The sequence below is a fragment of the Escherichia sp. HH091_1A genome, from assembly GCF_030295175.1.
GTDB lineage: Bacteria > Pseudomonadota > Gammaproteobacteria > Enterobacterales > Enterobacteriaceae > Escherichia > Escherichia coli_F.
In genome coordinates this window covers 2,819,342-2,835,323 of sequence record NZ_AP025747.1, presented here as the reverse complement: position 1 = coordinate 2,835,323, position 15,982 = coordinate 2,819,342, and the positions used below count along the sequence as shown (strand labels likewise).

The 15,982-nt window shown below is 50.4% G+C and carries 11 protein-coding genes; 7 read left to right on the top strand and 4 right to left on the bottom strand.

Going from position 1 to position 15,982, the window contains the following annotated elements; genetic code table 11:
• Positions 1-67: 67 nt before the first annotated feature.
• Positions 68-2,917, top strand: coding sequence for a two-component system sensor histidine kinase RcsC (gene rcsC / locus QUF14_RS14370; RefSeq protein ID WP_000876046.1), 2,850 nt, complete (start codon positions 68-70; stop codon positions 2,915-2,917).
• Positions 2,918-3,115: 198 nt separating this feature from the next.
• Here the strand turns inward: rcsC and rcsB are convergent, their stop codons facing one another.
• Entirely contained in the window at positions 3,116-3,766 is a 651-nt protein-coding gene (gene rcsB / locus QUF14_RS14365; protein WP_001061917.1) for a response regulator transcription factor RcsB, read from the bottom strand.
• A gap of 16 nt (positions 3,767-3,782) precedes the next feature.
• Positions 3,783-6,455: a phosphotransferase RcsD gene (rcsD, locus tag QUF14_RS14360; protein WP_100733821.1), complete on the bottom strand. Its 2,673-nt coding sequence runs from the start codon at positions 6,453-6,455 to the stop codon at positions 3,783-3,785.
• A gap of 738 nt (positions 6,456-7,193) precedes the next feature.
• On the opposite strand from rcsD, the gene ompC reads away from it, so the two are divergent.
• The 6 genes from ompC to mqo all read left to right on the top strand — a co-directional run bounded on the left by ompC (position 7,194) and on the right by mqo (position 14,835).
• Positions 7,194-8,297, top strand: coding sequence for a porin OmpC (gene ompC, locus QUF14_RS14355; RefSeq protein WP_000865555.1), 1,104 nt, complete (start codon positions 7,194-7,196; stop codon positions 8,295-8,297).
• A gap of 111 nt (positions 8,298-8,408) precedes the next feature.
• Positions 8,409-9,464, top strand: a complete 1,056-nt coding sequence (apbE, locus tag QUF14_RS14350) for an FAD:protein FMN transferase ApbE (protein ID WP_000406043.1) — start codon at positions 8,409-8,411, stop codon at positions 9,462-9,464.
• A 73-nt stretch (positions 9,465-9,537) separates the two neighbouring features.
• Positions 9,538-10,602, top strand: a complete 1,065-nt coding sequence (ada, locus tag QUF14_RS14345; protein WP_100733823.1) for a bifunctional DNA-binding transcriptional regulator/O6-methylguanine-DNA methyltransferase Ada — start codon at positions 9,538-9,540, stop codon at positions 10,600-10,602.
• The gene (alkB, locus tag QUF14_RS14340) at positions 10,602-11,252 is read left to right on the top strand and encodes a DNA oxidative demethylase AlkB (RefSeq protein WP_000884932.1); all 651 of its coding nucleotides are present in this window, start codon (positions 10,602-10,604) and stop codon (positions 11,250-11,252) included. The genes ada and alkB overlap by 1 nt, the downstream gene beginning before the upstream one ends.
• Positions 11,253-11,327: 75 nt before the next feature.
• Positions 11,328-12,971, top strand: a complete 1,644-nt coding sequence (gene yojI, locus QUF14_RS14335) for a microcin J25 efflux ABC transporter YojI (RefSeq protein ID WP_100733824.1) — start codon at positions 11,328-11,330, stop codon at positions 12,969-12,971.
• Between the two features lie 217 nt (positions 12,972-13,188).
• Positions 13,189-14,835 (top strand): malate dehydrogenase (quinone), encoded by a 1,647-nt coding sequence (gene mqo, locus QUF14_RS14330; RefSeq protein WP_000758093.1) that lies wholly within the window; start codon positions 13,189-13,191, stop codon positions 14,833-14,835.
• Between the two features lie 262 nt (positions 14,836-15,097).
• Here the strand turns inward: mqo and eco are convergent, their stop codons facing one another.
• Entirely contained in the window at positions 15,098-15,586 is a 489-nt protein-coding gene (eco, locus tag QUF14_RS14325; RefSeq protein WP_000849212.1) for a serine protease inhibitor ecotin, read from the bottom strand.
• Positions 15,587-15,719: 133 nt separating this feature from the next.
• Positions 15,720-15,884, bottom strand: coding sequence for a protein YojO (gene yojO / locus QUF14_RS14320; RefSeq protein ID WP_038812969.1), 165 nt, complete (start codon positions 15,882-15,884; stop codon positions 15,720-15,722).
• Between the last annotated feature and the right edge of the window lie 98 nt (positions 15,885-15,982).

Here is a 15,982-nt window from a genome sequence, read left to right as displayed (position 1 = left end):
CGGTAACACGCTTTTACCGCTACCTTAACCACACTCCATCGGTCACCTGAGGCGGAGCTTCGCCCCTTTGAAATACCTTGCTTCTTTTCGTACAACCCTGAAAGCCTCGCGCTACATGTTCAGAGCATTGGCGTTAGTGCTCTGGCTGTTGATTGCTTTTTCATCCGTTTTTTACATCGTTAATGCGTTGCATCAGCGAGAATCGGAAATTCGTCAGGAATTTAATCTGAGTTCCGATCAGGCTCAGCGCTTTATTCAACGCACCTCTGATGTGATGAAAGAGCTGAAGTACATAGCTGAAAATCGCTTATCGGCAGAAAACGGTGTGCTTTCGCCGCGTGGACGAGAAACGCAGGCAGATGTGCCTGTGTTTGAACCACTGTTTGCCGACTCCGATTGTTCCGCAATGAGTAACACCTGGCGAGGTTCTCTGGAGTCATTGGCGTGGTTTATGCGCTACTGGCGCGATAATTTCTCTGCGGCTTACGATCTCAACCGGGTATTTTTAATCGGCAGCGATAACCTCTGCATGGCCAATTTCGGTCTACGTGATATGCCAGTGGAACGCGATACCGCGCTAAAAGCTTTGCATGAACGCATCAATAAATATCGAAATGCACCACAAGATGATAGCGGCAGTAACCTCTACTGGATCAGCGAAGGTCCGCGCCCTGGCGTCGGGTATTTTTACGCATTGACGCCAGTTTATCTGGCGAACCGGTTGCAGGCGCTTTTGGGTGTCGAGCAAACCATCCGGATGGAGAACTTTTTTTTACCTGGTACGTTGCCGATGGGGGTTACCATTCTTGATGAAAATGGTCATACCCTGATTTCGCTTACCGGACCGGAAAGCAAGATTAAGAGCGATCCTCGCTGGATGCAGGAACGTTCCTGGTTTGGCTATACGGAAGGGTTCCGGGAACTGGTGCTGAAGAAAAACCTGCCACCTTCATCGTTAAGCATCGTCTATTCGGTGCCGGTTGATAAGGTGCTGGAGCGCATTCGCATGTTGATCCTTAACGCGATTTTACTGAATGTGCTTGCCGGAGCCGCGTTGTTTACTCTCGCACGGATGTACGAGCGGCGTATATTCATTCCTGCGGAAAGCGACGCCCTGCGACTGGAAGAGCACGAGCAGTTTAATCGCAAGATTGTCGCTTCCGCGCCAGTGGGTATCTGCATTTTGCGTACCGCTGATGGCGTTAATATTTTAAGTAACGAACTTGCGCATACCTATCTCAATATGCTTACGCATGAGGATCGCCAACGACTGACGCAAATTATTTGTGGTCAGCAGGTCAATTTTGTTGATGTCCTGACCAGCAACAATACCAATCTGCAAATCAGCTTCGTCCATTCGCGCTATCGTAATGAAAACGTGGCTATTTGTGTGCTGGTGGATGTTTCTTCGCGCGTGAAGATGGAAGAGTCGTTGCAGGAGATGGCACAAGCAGCGGAACAGGCGAGTCAGTCAAAATCGATGTTCCTTGCCACCGTAAGTCATGAGCTGCGAACGCCGTTGTATGGCATTATCGGTAACCTGGATCTGTTGCAAACCAAAGAGTTACCGAAAGGCGTCGATCGTCTGGTGACGGCAATGAACAACTCTTCCAGCCTGTTGTTGAAAATTATCAGCGATATTCTCGATTTCTCGAAGATTGAATCGGAACAGTTGAAGATCGAACCGCGTGAGTTTTCACCGCGTGAAGTGATGAACCACATCACCGCCAACTATTTACCGCTGGTGGTACGCAAGCAGTTAGGCTTGTACTGTTTTATTGAACCGGATGTGCCAGTGGCCTTAAATGGCGACCCGATGCGTTTACAGCAGGTCATCTCCAACCTGTTGAGTAACGCCATAAAATTCACCGATACCGGCTGTATAGTTTTGCATGTCCGCGCTGATGGCGATTATCTCTCTATCCGCGTTCGCGATACCGGCGTGGGGATTCCGGCGAAAGAAGTGGTGCGCTTGTTTGATCCCTTCTTCCAGGTCGGAACGGGCGTACAGCGAAACTTCCAGGGGACCGGTCTGGGTCTGGCGATTTGTGAAAAACTGATCAGCATGATGGACGGCGATATCTCGGTAGATTCAGAACCGGGAATGGGCAGCCAGTTTACCGTGCGTATTCCGTTGTACGGCGCTCAGTACCCGCAGAAAAAAGGCGTGGAAGGGTTGAGTGGTAAACGCTGCTGGCTGGCGGTCCGCAATGCGTCGCTCTGTCAGTTCCTGGAAACCAGTTTGCAGCGCAGCGGCATAGTCGTTACAACATACGAAGGGCAGGAACCGACTCCCGAAGATGTGTTAATCACTGACGAGGTAGTGAGCAAAAAATGGCAGGGTAGAGCGGTAGTGACCTTCTGTCGTCGCCATATTGGTATTCCTCTGGAGAAAGCGCCAGGGGAGTGGGTACACAGTGTGGCTGCACCGCATGAGCTACCGGCATTGTTGGCGCGTATTTATTTGATCGAGATAGAGAGCGATGATCCTGCTAACGCTCTGCCGTCGACGGACAAAGCGGTCAGCGATAACGACGATATGATGATTCTGGTCGTGGATGATCATCCGATTAACCGGCGTCTGCTGGCAGATCAGTTGGGATCGCTGGGCTATCAATGTAAAACCGCGAATGATGGCGTCGATGCGCTTAATGTACTTAGCAAGAATCATATTGATATCGTGCTTAGCGACGTCAACATGCCAAATATGGATGGTTACCGCTTGACGCAACGCATTCGTCAGTTGGGGCTGACGTTGCCGGTAATCGGAGTAACTGCTAATGCGCTGGCTGAAGAGAAGCAGCGGTGTCTGGAGTCCGGTATGGACAGCTGCCTGTCGAAGCCGGTAACGCTGGATGTGATAAAACAGACACTGACGGTATATGCCGAGAGGGTTCGGAAATCGCGGGAATCGTAGGCTTATAAGACATTTACGCCGCATCTGGCATTCAGTGCAAATGCCAGATGCGACGCTGGTGCGTCTTATCTGGCCTACTTTGTTGTAATCCATTGAAATAATGGGAATCGTAGGCCGGATAAGGCGTTTACGCCGCATCCGGCATTCAGTGCAAATGCCAGATGCGACGCTGACGCGTCTTATCTGGCCTACAGATGATTAGTCTTTATCTGCCGGACTTAACGTCACAGAAGAGAGATAATTCAGCAGAGCAATATCGTTCTCGACACCCAGCTTCATCATCGCAGATTTCTTCTGGCTACTGATGGTTTTGATACTGCGGTTCAGCTTTTTAGCGATCTCGGTCACCAGGAAACCTTCCGCAAACAGGCGCAGAACTTCACTCTCTTTTGGCGAGAGACGCTTGTCACCATAACCGCCAGCACTGATTTTTTCTAACAGGCGAGAAACGCTTTCCGGGGTAAATTTCTTCCCTTTCTGCAGCGCGGCGAGAGCTTTCGGCAGATCGGTCGGTGCACCTTGTTTCAGCACGATCCCTTCGATATCCAGATCCAATACCGCACTAAGAATCGCCGGGTTGTTGTTCATGGTCAGAACGATGATCGACAGGCTTGGGAAATGGCGCTTGATGTACTTGATTAAGGTAATTCCATCGCCGTACTTATCGCCAGGCATGGAGAGATCGGTAATCAACACATGCGCATCCAGTTTCGGCAGGTTGTTGATCAGTGCTGTAGAGTCTTCAAATTCGCCGACAACATTCACCCACTCAATTTGCTCAAGTGATTTGCGAATACCGAACAAGACTATCGGATGGTCATCGGCAATAATTACGTTCATATTGTTCATGTAATAGGCTACCTTGCTACAGCAAGCTCTTGACATAACTGTCAATGTCGCTGATGTATTTTTCTATTCCTGGAACATCCTTCTCACGAATCAGATGTTCCAGCGTTTCACATAACTGCTTGCCGGGTACCAGATTTAGCATGGCAAATACGCCTTTAAGACGATGAGCCGTTTGGGCTAACGCAGCAAAGTCACTGGTTGCTGCTTCAGTATACAGCCTCTTAACATCATCCGGTACTGTGTCTACAAAGAGCGCATAATAGCCGCTGGCATGGAGTTGCGCATTTTCATCTCCGCCCAGAGGCGATTCTGTCACCTCTTCCTGCGCCAGTTGCACTTCAATTAATTGTAAGACCGCTTCCTGCATAGCGTTGCTCATATTGAAGTTGACGCACAATTGACCAGGCCCAATTTCCCGTACGCCAGACTCATCATCGCTTAAAAGCAAGCCAGAGGCAGTAAGATTAGACGGATTATCCGTTAAAAAGATATCATAATCTTGACTAATTAATCTTTCATCGGGTGTGATACAGGTTGCACCCCAATTTTCTAACTGGCGAGTGACAATATTCCGAATTTCTGCCGAAGTAACATCCACCATTATGCAGACATCATCCAGTAATCGTTCTTCTTCCTCTTCAACTTCCGGGTCAGCTGCGAGCATTTTGATATGCACAGAGTAGCGTGTACCAAGCCCATCCCGCGTTTTGATGTTTAAATGACCGCCCAGTTTACGCGCCAGTTGATCGCTCAGCCAGAATGCCAGCGGGTCCGCCTTGCCAAAGCGATCGTTTTGGGTCTGGTTGATAAACGGGAAGTGCAAATTATCCATTTCATGAATGCTTACGCCTTCTCCGGTGTCCAGAATGCGGAACGTCAGGCGGTCTTCGGAGGACTCATCCTGATCAACCTCAAGGGTGATTTTTCCCAATTGCGTTGAGGTCACGGCATATTGCATCAGTAGTAGCAAAATACGTCGTAAGGCATCGCGATCGCCGCGGCGCATATCGTGTGCTTTCAGATGATTGTTAATCAGCAGTTGCAGACCTTTACGCTTGATGGCAGGCAATACTGAAGGCACAACTTCATCAATCAAATCCTGCACGGAGAACAGCTCCGTCTCACTTTTCCAGCTATCGTCCGCAAGCATATTCGCTAACTGTATTTCATCGACCAGCCGCACCAGCACATCTGCCTGATTCGCCAGTTGTTTGCCTTCCGGGGCGTTGAGTTTAGCCGCGCTCTCCGCCAGGGACTGTGCGGGTTCTTTCAGCGCATCACCAATGTTTTTCATAAAGGCCATCCGTCCTTGCTGGTTTTTCTCATACAGACGCTGCGCCTGCTTGAGTTTCTTGTTTACCAGCACTTCGCGATCCTGATCGCGAATAATGAAAATTTGTGTGCGCGGCGCAACCTGGCTGCGGAACATGCGGATCTCATACAGCTCGTTATTGATCGTCGCCTGAATAATCCCCTGATGCTGCTCCGCCATGGTAGTGATGTTTTGCAGATTTAAATGCGGCAGCAAATGATCGGCAATTTTGTTACTTATGACAGTGCGGTTCGATTCCTGATCGTGAACCAGCAGGCCGAGCGGCAGCAGTGAGACTATCTCTTCATTAATTGCCCGTAAAATGCGCAATTCGTTATTGACCGCCGTGCTGGGGACGCTTTCTGTACTGCGGCTGGAGAAATGGCGGAATGTGGTATAGCCAAATAACGCCAGCGCCAGCAAACCGATGTTCAGCAGCAGTGGCAGCAGAATGTTTTGCAACGTATCCAGCAATAAGGTGCCATAAGGAACCTGCCAGACCAGGCGCATATCGGTAGAGTTGAGTGCCGAGGAGATTTCAATCTTCGTACTGTTAAAGTGGATACTGACGCTATCCGTCCCTTCTTTCTCATTTTCATTGTTTCCCGTTGCCGTCGCGTCTGGCTCAAGGCGGAAACTGTCTAGCGGCATACCCGGTGGGATCAAATCATTAATCGGCAGATCAAAAGCAACGACCGTTGCCAGATGTCCCGGCTGGTTGAACGTGGTACGCAAGGTAAAGTAATGACCGTTCTGCCAGGCCAGGCGGCGCAGGTTAGAAAAACTTTCGCGTTCATCGAGCGCGTTGGCCTGTTGCAACATCTCTGCGCGACGTGAATCAACAATGTCGCTGACGGTCGATTCTTTAAATCCGGAGGTGAGATCTTTGAGGGGCAGGGTCGAGATCAGCACCAGACTGTTATCCTGACCATTCAGGTAATACATCGACCACGGTACATTTTCTGCGCCCCACAATGTGTCCAGATAGGTGGACATCCGTTGAGTCATCTCAAGCGTTGAGTTGTCGTGAGAGCCAAAGATTAACGCTTCCGTTTTGCGGCGTGGTTTTTCCAGATAGTAGACATCCTGTTTCAGGCGCGTCTCTTGTAAACCTTCGCCGGAGGAGGGGGAAGTCGTCGCGGCAATGTTGTCGTAGATCTGCCAGGTCACATAACGCCAGGTATCGACGCGCTTTTGGATAGCGTGGGTAATGTCGACAATCTGGTAACTTTTATCTTTCAGCCAGGCGTTAACGGCGCTTTGTACCATTACACCCATCGTCACCAGTAACACAATGATCAACAGTAAAAAGAAGCGGGTAATGCTCCCCGGTAGGAGTGAAAAGCGGGTCGTGGCCGTTGTCTCTTTCTGACGCATTCGTGTTTATGACCTGTTAAAACTTCGCGAAGTGATAGGGCAGTATAAAGGGTACAGTGTGAAATTCCAGACTCTTACCTGATTGATGATTTTCTATTCTCCCGTGATATTTATCATCCTGCATTGGGGGAAATAGATGTACAAGCGCCATTTTGCTGTACAAATAACCGACAAAAAGCCCAACGAAATTAATTGCAAATAAACGAAGATTGCTGGAAATTATGCTGATGTTAATTATTTGTGAAATAGTTAACAAGCGTTATAGTTTTTCTGTGGTAGCACAGAATAATGAAAATTGTGTAAAGAAGGGTAAAAAAAACCGGATGCGAGGCATCCGGTTGAAATAGGGGTAAACAGACATTCAGAAATGAATGACGGTAATAAATAAAGTTAATGATGATAGCGGGAGATATTCTAGTTGCGAGTGAAGGTTTTGTTTTGACATTCAGTGCTGTCAAATACTTAAGAATAAGTTATTGATTTTAACCTTGAATTATTATTGCTTGATGTTAGGTGCTTATTTCGCCATTCCGCAATAATCTTAAAAAGTTCCCTTGCATTTACATTCTGAAACATCTATAGCGATAAATGAAACATCTTAAAAGTTTTAGTATCATATTCGTGTTGGATTATTCTGCATTTTTGGGGAGAATGGACTTGCCGACTGATTAATGAGGGTTAATCAGTATGCAGTGGCATAAAAAAGCAAATAAAGGCATATAACAGAGGGTTAATAACATGAAAGTTAAAGTACTGTCCCTCCTGGTCCCAGCTCTGCTGGTAGCAGGCGCAGCAAACGCTGCTGAAGTTTACAACAAAGACGGCAACAAATTAGATCTGTACGGTAAAGTAGACGGCCTGCACTATTTCTCTGACGACAAGTCTGTAGATGGCGACCAGACCTACATGCGTCTTGGCTTCAAAGGTGAAACTCAGGTTACTGACCAACTGACCGGTTACGGCCAGTGGGAATATCAGATCCAGGGCAACAGCGCTGAAAACGAAAACAACTCCTGGACCCGTGTGGCATTCGCAGGTCTGAAATTCCAGGATGTGGGTTCTTTCGACTACGGTCGTAACTACGGCGTTGTTTATGACGTAACTTCCTGGACCGACGTACTGCCAGAATTCGGTGGCGACACTTACGGTTCTGACAACTTCATGCAGCAGCGTGGTAACGGCTTCGCGACCTACCGTAACACCGACTTCTTCGGTCTGGTTGACGGCCTGAACTTTGCTGTTCAGTACCAGGGTAAAAACGGTAGCGTAAGCGGCGAAGGCATGACCAACAACGGTCGTGAAGCACTGCGTCAGAACGGCGACGGCGTTGGCGGTTCTATCACTTATGATTACGAAGGCTTCGGTATCGGTGGTGCGATCTCCAGCTCCAAACGTACTGACGATCAGAACAGCCCGCTGTACATCGGTAACGGCGACCGTGCTGAAACCTACACTGGTGGTCTGAAATACGACGCGAACAACATCTACCTGGCTGCTCAGTACACCCAGACCTACAACGCAACTCGCGTAGGTTCCCTGGGTTGGGCGAACAAAGCACAGAACTTCGAAGCTGTTGCTCAGTACCAGTTCGACTTCGGTCTGCGTCCGTCCCTGGCTTACCTGCAGTCTAAAGGTAAAAACCTGGGTGTCATCAATGGTCGTAACTACGACGACGAAGATATCCTGAAATATGTTGATGTTGGTGCTACTTACTACTTCAACAAAAACATGTCCACCTATGTTGACTACAAAATCAACCTGCTGGACGACAACCAGTTCACTCGTGACGCTGGCATCAACACTGATAACATCGTAGCTCTGGGTCTGGTTTACCAGTTCTAATCTCGATTGATATCGAACAAAGGGCCTGCGGGCCCTTTTTTCATTGTTTTCAGCGTACAAACACAGTTTTTTGGTGTACTCTTGCGACCGTTCGCATGAGGATAATCACGTATGGAAATAAGCTTTACCCGCGTGGCACTGCTGGCTGCCGCGTTCTTCTTTGTTGGTTGCGATCAAAAACCACAACCCGCCAAAACCCACGCTATTGAAGTTACCGTTCTCGAAGGCAAAACCATGGGTACCTTCTGGCGTGCCAGCATTCCGGGCATTGACGCCAAACGCAGTGCCGAACTTAAAGAAAAGATTCAGACCCAGCTGGACGCCGACGATCAGCTGCTTTCGACCTATAAAAAAGATTCCGCGCTGATGCGCTTTAACGACTCGCAAAGTTTATCGCCGTGGCCGGTAAGTGAAGCGATGGCCGATATCGTCACTGTCTCGCTGCGCATTGGCGCAAGGACCGATGGTGCGATGGATATAACCGTCGGGCCGCTGGTGAATCTGTGGGGCTTTGGCCCGGAACAACAGCCGGTTCAAATTCCGAGCCAGGAACAAATTGATGCGATGAAAGCCAAAACCGGCTTACAGCACCTGACGGTCATTAATCAGTCGCATCAGCAATATCTGCAAAAAGACCTGCCGGATTTATATGTCGATCTCTCCACCGTCGGTGAAGGTTATGCGGCGGATCACCTGGCACGCTTGATGGAGCAGGAAGGGATTTCCCGCTATCTGGTGTCGGTGGGCGGCGCGCTGAACAGCCGTGGTATGAACGGTGAAGGCCAGCCGTGGCGGGTAGCGATTCAAAAACCAACTGATAAAGAAAACGCGGTTCAGGCCGTGGTGGATATCAACGGTCATGGGATTAGTACCTCTGGCAGCTACCGTAACTATTACGAACTGGACGGCAAACGTCTTTCTCATGTTATCGATCCGCAAACCGGGCGTCCTATCGAACACAATCTGGTATCCGTGACGGTGATTGCCCCGACGGCGCTGGAAGCCGATGCCTGGGATACTGGCTTAATGGTACTGGGGCCGGAGAAAGCCAAAGAGGTTGTTCGCCGGGAAGGACTGGCGGTCTACATGATCACTAAAGAGGGCGATAATTTTAAAACCTGGATGTCGCCGCAGTTTAAAAGCTTCCTGGTGAGCGAAAAAAATTAAAGCGCAAGATTGTTGGTTTTTGCGTGATGGTGACCGGGCAGACTAAAGGCTATCCTTAACCAGGGAGCTGATTATGAAAAACGCCACATGCTTAACTGACGATCAACGCTGGCAATCTGTCTTAGCCCGCGACCCGAACGCCGACGGCGAATTCGTTTTCGCCGTGCGCACCACGGGTATCTTTTGCCGTCCGTCTTGCCGAGCCAGACATGCCTTGCGGGAAAATGTCTCCTTCTACGCAAATGCCAGCAAGGCACTCGCCGCCGGATTTCGCCCCTGCAAACGTTGTCAGCCAGACAAAGCCAATCCCCGGCAACATCGCCTTGATAAAATTACCCACGCCTGCCGACTGCTGGAACAGGAAACGCCTGTAACGCTGGAAGCCTTAGCCGACCAGGTGGCGATGAGTCCGTTCCATCTGCATCGGTTGTTTAAAGCGACTACCGGAATGACGCCTAAAGCCTGGCAACAGGCCTGGCGCGCTCGCCGTTTGCGCGAATCGCTGGCGAAAGGGGAGAGCGTGACGACGTCCATTCTTAACGCCGGATTCCCCGACAGCAGCAGTTACTACCGCAAAGCCGACGAAACGCTGGGCATGACGGCTAAACAATTCCGTCATGGTGGCGAAAATCTGGCGGTGCGTTACGCGCTGGCTGATTGTGAGCTGGGCCGTTGCCTGGTGGCAGAAAGCGAGCGGGGGATTTGCGCGATATTGCTGGGCGATGATGACGCGACGCTAATCAGCGAGTTGCAGCAGATGTTTCCCGCTGCCGACAACGCGCCTGCCGATCTGACGTTTCAGCAACATGTGCGTGAAGTGATCGCCAGCCTCAATCAACACGATACGCCGCTGACGTTACCGCTGGACATTCGCGGCACTGCTTTTCAGCAACAAGTCTGGCAGGCACTGCGCACGATACCTTGTGGTGAAACCGTCAGTTATCAGCAACTGGCGAACGCCATCGGCAAACCGAAAGCGGTACGGGCCGTTGCCAGCGCCTGTGCAGCCAACAAGCTCGCTATCGTAATACCCTGTCATCGGGTAGTCCGTGGTGATGGCACACTTTCCAGTTACCGCTGGGGCGTGTCGCGCAAAGCGCAACTGCTGCGCCGTGAAGCTGAAAATGAGGAGAGGTAATGTTGGATCTGTTTGCCGATGCTGAACCGTGGCAAGAACCACTGGCGGCTGGAGCGGTGATTTTGCACCGTTTTGCTTTTAACGCTGCGGAGCAACTGATCCGCGATATTAATGACGTTGCCAGCCAGTCGCCGTTTCGCCAGATGGTCACTCCAGGCGGATATACCATGTCGGTGGCGATGACCAACTGTGGGCATCTGGGCTGGACGACCAATCGGCAAGGTTATCTCTATTCGCCCATTGATCCGCAAACAAATAAACCGTGGCCCGCCATGCCGCAGAGTTTTCATAATTTATGTCAACGTGCGGCTACGGCGGCGGGCTATCCAGATTTCCAGCCAGATGCTTGTCTTATCAACCGCTACGCTCCTGGCGCGAAACTGTCGCTGCATCAGGATAAAGACGAACCGGATCTGCGCGCGCCGATTGTTTCTGTTTCTCTGGGCTTACCCGCGATTTTTCAATTTGGCGGCCTGAAACGAAATGATCCGCTAAAAAGATTGTTGTTGGAACATGGCGATGTGGTGGTATGGGGCGGTGAATCGCGGCTGTTTTATCACGGTATTCAACCGTTGAAAGCGGGGTTTCATCCACTCACCGCCGACTGCCGCTACAACCTGACATTCCGTCAGGCAGGTAAAAAAGAATAAAAATAAGAATTATTATTGCTGTGCGCGCGAAGATGTTTAAACTGCGGGCTGTAATTCATTGTCCGGGTTTTCTGCATGGAACTTCTTGTACTTGTCTGGCGGCAGTATCGCTGGCCATTTATCAGTGTGATGGCGCTAAGCCTCGCCAGTGCGGCATTAGGCATTGGCTTAATTGCTTTTATCAATCAGCGCCTTATCGAAACGGCGGATACCAGTCTGCTGGTATTGCCGGAGTTTCTCGGTTTATTGCTGCTGCTAATGGCGGTGACGCTAGGTTCGCAACTGGCGCTCACCACTCTGGGGCATCATTTCGTTTACCGACTGCGTAGCGAATTTATCAAGCGGATTCTGGATACTCACGTCGAGCGTATCGAACAACTCGGTAGCGCCTCGTTGCTGGCGGGGTTAACCAGCGATGTGCGCAATATCACTATTGCGTTTGTTCGTCTGCCAGAACTGGTGCAGGGGATCATTCTCACTATCGGTTCGGCGGCGTATCTGTGGATGCTGTCGGGCAAGATGTTGCTGGTAACGGCTATCTGGATGGCGGTCACCATCTGGGGCGGTTTTGTACTGGTGGCGCGGGTTTACAAACATATGGCGACCCTGCGTGAAACCGAAGACAAGCTGTACACGGATTTTCAAACTGTACTCGAAGGGCGCAAAGAGCTGACTCTTAACCGTGAACGCGCCGAGTATGTGTTTAACAACCTCTACATTCCTGATGCGCAAGAGTATCGCCATCATATCATCCGCGCAGACACCTTCCATCTTAGTGCTGTGAACTGGTCAAACATCATGATGCTGGGCGCAATCGGCCTGGTGTTCTGGATGGCGAACAGTCTCGGTTGGGCTGATACCAACGTTGCCGCGACCTATTCGCTAACGCTGTTATTCCTGCGTACGCCGCTGCTTGCGGCGGTTGGCGCATTACCGACGCTGCTGACGGCGCAGGTAGCGTTTAACAAGCTGAATAAATTCGCGCTCGCACCTTTCAAAGCTGAGTTTCCGCGTCCGCAGACGTTTCCCAACTGGCAAACGCTGGAGCTGCGCAATGTTACGTTTGCTTATCAGGATAACGCGTTTTCCGTTGGGCCGATTAACCTCACCATTAAACGTGGCGAACTGCTGTTTCTGATTGGCGGCAACGGTAGCGGAAAATCGACACTGGCCATGTTGCTGACGGGCTTGTATCAACCACAAAGCGGCGAAATTTTGCTGGATGGCAAACCTGTCAGCGGCGAACAACCGGAAGATTATCGCAAACTGTTTTCGGCAGTGTTTACCGATGTCTGGTTGTTTGATCAACTGCTGGGGCCGGAGGGGAAACCTGCTAACCCGCAACTGGTTGAGAAGTGGCTGGCGCAGCTGAAAATGGCTCATAAGCTTGAGTTAAGCAACGGGCGTATTGTTAACCTGAAGTTATCAAAAGGGCAGAAAAAACGCGTCGCGCTGTTGCTGGCGCTGGCAGAAGAACGCGATATTATCCTGTTGGATGAATGGGCGGCGGATCAGGACCCACACTTCCGTCGTGAGTTTTATCAGGTGCTGCTGCCGCTGATGCAGGAGATGGGTAAAACGATTTTCGCCATCAGTCATGATGATCATTACTTTATCCACGCTGACCGCCTGCTGGAAATGCGCAACGGGCTACTTAGCGAGCTGACAGGCGAAGAGCGCGATGCTGCTTCGCGTGATGCCGTTGCCCGGACGGCATAATATTTCGACGCTGACCTGGCGGACTGCTGCCGCCAGGTCAATATTCTAAAAAACCCTTCGTTTCTAATAACCCTATAATTAATCAACGAAATTATAATGTTTCTAAAATTAGAATATAATTTATAAACATTATTTAAATGTTGTTACTTAAGTGTTACCGTTGATGCCGCGCAAATCTCACCTGCAATAAAGCGACTAAAAGTAAGGCATTAACAAGATGAAAAAAGTGACTGCCATGCTCTTCTCGATGGCCGTGGGGCTTAATGCCGTTTCGATGACGGCAAAAGCGAAAGCGTCCGAGGAGCAGGAAACTGATGTACTGTTGATTGGCGGCGGCATTATGAGCGCCACGTTGGGGACCTATTTACGCGAGCTGGAGCCTGAATGGTCGATGACCATGGTGGAGCGTCTGGAGGAGGTCGCGCAGGAGAGTTCGAACGGCTGGAACAACGCCGGAACCGGGCATTCTGCACTGATGGAACTCAATTACACCCCGCAAAATGCCGACGGCAGCATCAGTATTGAAAAAGCAGTCGCCATAAACGAAGCATTTCAGATTTCCCGCCAGTTCTGGGCGCACCAGGTCGAGCGCGGTGTGCTGCGTACTCCGCGTTCATTTATCAATACCGTTCCGCATATGAGCTTTGTCTGGGGCGAGGATAACGTTAATTTCCTGCGCGCCCGTTACGCCGCGTTGCAACAAAGCTCGCTGTTTCGCGGTATGCGTTACTCTGAAGATCACGCGCAGATCAAGGAGTGGGCACCATTAGTGATGGAAGGGCGCGATCCGCAACAGAAAGTGGCGGCTACGCGCACAGAAATTGGCACAGATGTGAACTACGGCGAGATCACCCGCCAGTTGATCGCCTCCTTACAGAAGAAATCTAACTTCTCGCTGCAACTCAGCAGCGAAGTCCGCGCCCTAAAGCGTAATGACGATAACAGCTGGACCGTCACCGTTGCCGATCTGAAAAACGGCACTGCACAGAACATCCGCGCCAAATTTGTCTTTATCGGCGCGGGCGGTGCGGCGCTGAAACTGTTACAGGAATCGGGGATTCCGGAGGCGAAAGACTACGCCGGTTTCCCGGTGGGCGGACAGTTCCTTGTTTCGGAAAACCCGGACGTGGTTAATCACCATCTGGCGAAGGTTTACGGTAAAGCCTCCGTTGGCGCACCACCGATGTCGGTTCCGCATATCGATACCCGTGTTCTGGACGGTAAACGCGTCGTGCTGTTTGGGCCATTTGCCACCTTCTCAACTAAATTCCTCAAAAACGGTTCATTGTGGGATCTGATGAGTTCCACCACCACCTCAAACGTGATGCCGATGATGCACGTTGGGCTGGATAATTTCGATCTGGTGAAATATCTGGTGAGTCAGGTGATGTTGAGTGAAGAGGATCGTTTTGAAGCGTTGAAAGAGTACTATCCGCAGGCGAAAAAAGAGGACTGGCGTTTGTGGCAAGCGGGGCAGCGCGTGCAGATTATCAAGCGTGATGCCGAGAAAGGTGGCGTACTGCGTCTGGGTACCGAAGTGGTCAGTGACCAGCAAGGGACCATTGCCGCGTTGTTGGGGGCATCGCCAGGGGCGTCAACCGCCGCGCCGATTATGTTGAATCTGCTGGAAAAAGTATTTGGCGATCGCGTTTCAAGCCCACAATGGCAGGCCACGCTGAAAGCGATTGTTCCGTCTTATGGACGCAAGCTGAATGGTGATGTGGCGGCAACAGAACGCGAGTTGCAGTACACCAGCGAAGTGCTGGGGCTGAAATACGACAAGCCGCAGGTAGCGGACAGTACGCCAAAACCGCAGTTGAAGCTGCAACCCGTTCAAAAAGTAGTCGCGGATATTGCGTTGTAATGATGTGCCACATCCGGCATGTTATGCCGGATGTGGCGTATGCTGATAAGACGCGCCAGCGTCGCATCAGTCAACCGGCTTGGGCGTTAGATGTCGGATGCGGCGTGACCGCCTTATCCGACCTACGGGGTGGAGCACTTCACAGCGGTGTAGGCCTGATAAGACGCGCCAGCGTCGCATCAGGCAACCGGCTCGGGCGTTGGATGTCGGATGCGGCGTGACCGCCTTATCCGACCTACGGGGTGGAGCACTTCACGGCAGTTTAGCGGACTACCGCGTTGTCAATTTTCTCTTCCGCCTTCCAGATGCGGTATTTCACATCCACATTGTCTGGCGTATACACCACGATCGGCAGCTTGCTGTTGTAACGCAGCATTCCAGCATCGCCCAGATACGCGGTGACAAATTTCTTCTCTTTCTTGCCATCCGGGCAGGCCATCATCGTGGAAACCGGCGAGCTAACTTTATCAAAGACGTAATAATCATAGCCCCAGCCTTCCAGCGTTTTGCTTTCCAGCTTCCCGCCGAGACGATGCAAATTGCAATCGACTTCCAGCGTCTGACCGATTAACAGTTCTACTTTCAGGGTAGATTCATCTTCTTGCGGGGTTAACTGAATCACCTGACGCTTCATGCCTTTTTCAGCTTGCGGATAAGGCGCGATTTTTTCCAGTGGCTGGACGCTCTCTGCCGCCCAGGCGGAAGTGGTAGCGAAAGCGGCAAACAATACTGCAGGTAGAATGGTCTTCATTGTTGTATTCCCTTCGTCATTTATAGGTTTTCACCGATGATGTCGCTGAAGGTTAACATATTCATCAGATTTATTAATTTGCTTTATGAATAACTTAAAGAACATTCAGACAATTTTACCTGCTCTTTTAGTGTTAAATTCTGACGAGAGAACAAACCAGTATAAATATCTCTGGCGAATTAATCGCTATATAAATATGTTTATAACCATTTGAAATGTGAGCAAAAGCCCGTTTTTGCCACGCTTCCCGCCACTCTTTTGATCCTGCTACAGGTTTTACCTCGATCGGGGTATGCATCTTTGACACATCCTTTAATATCTTAGCGGCTATAAAAATGGCTTATTAATTATGCGGTTTATTTGGTCGCTCTCAATTTTCAGAGCGTATTAATGATG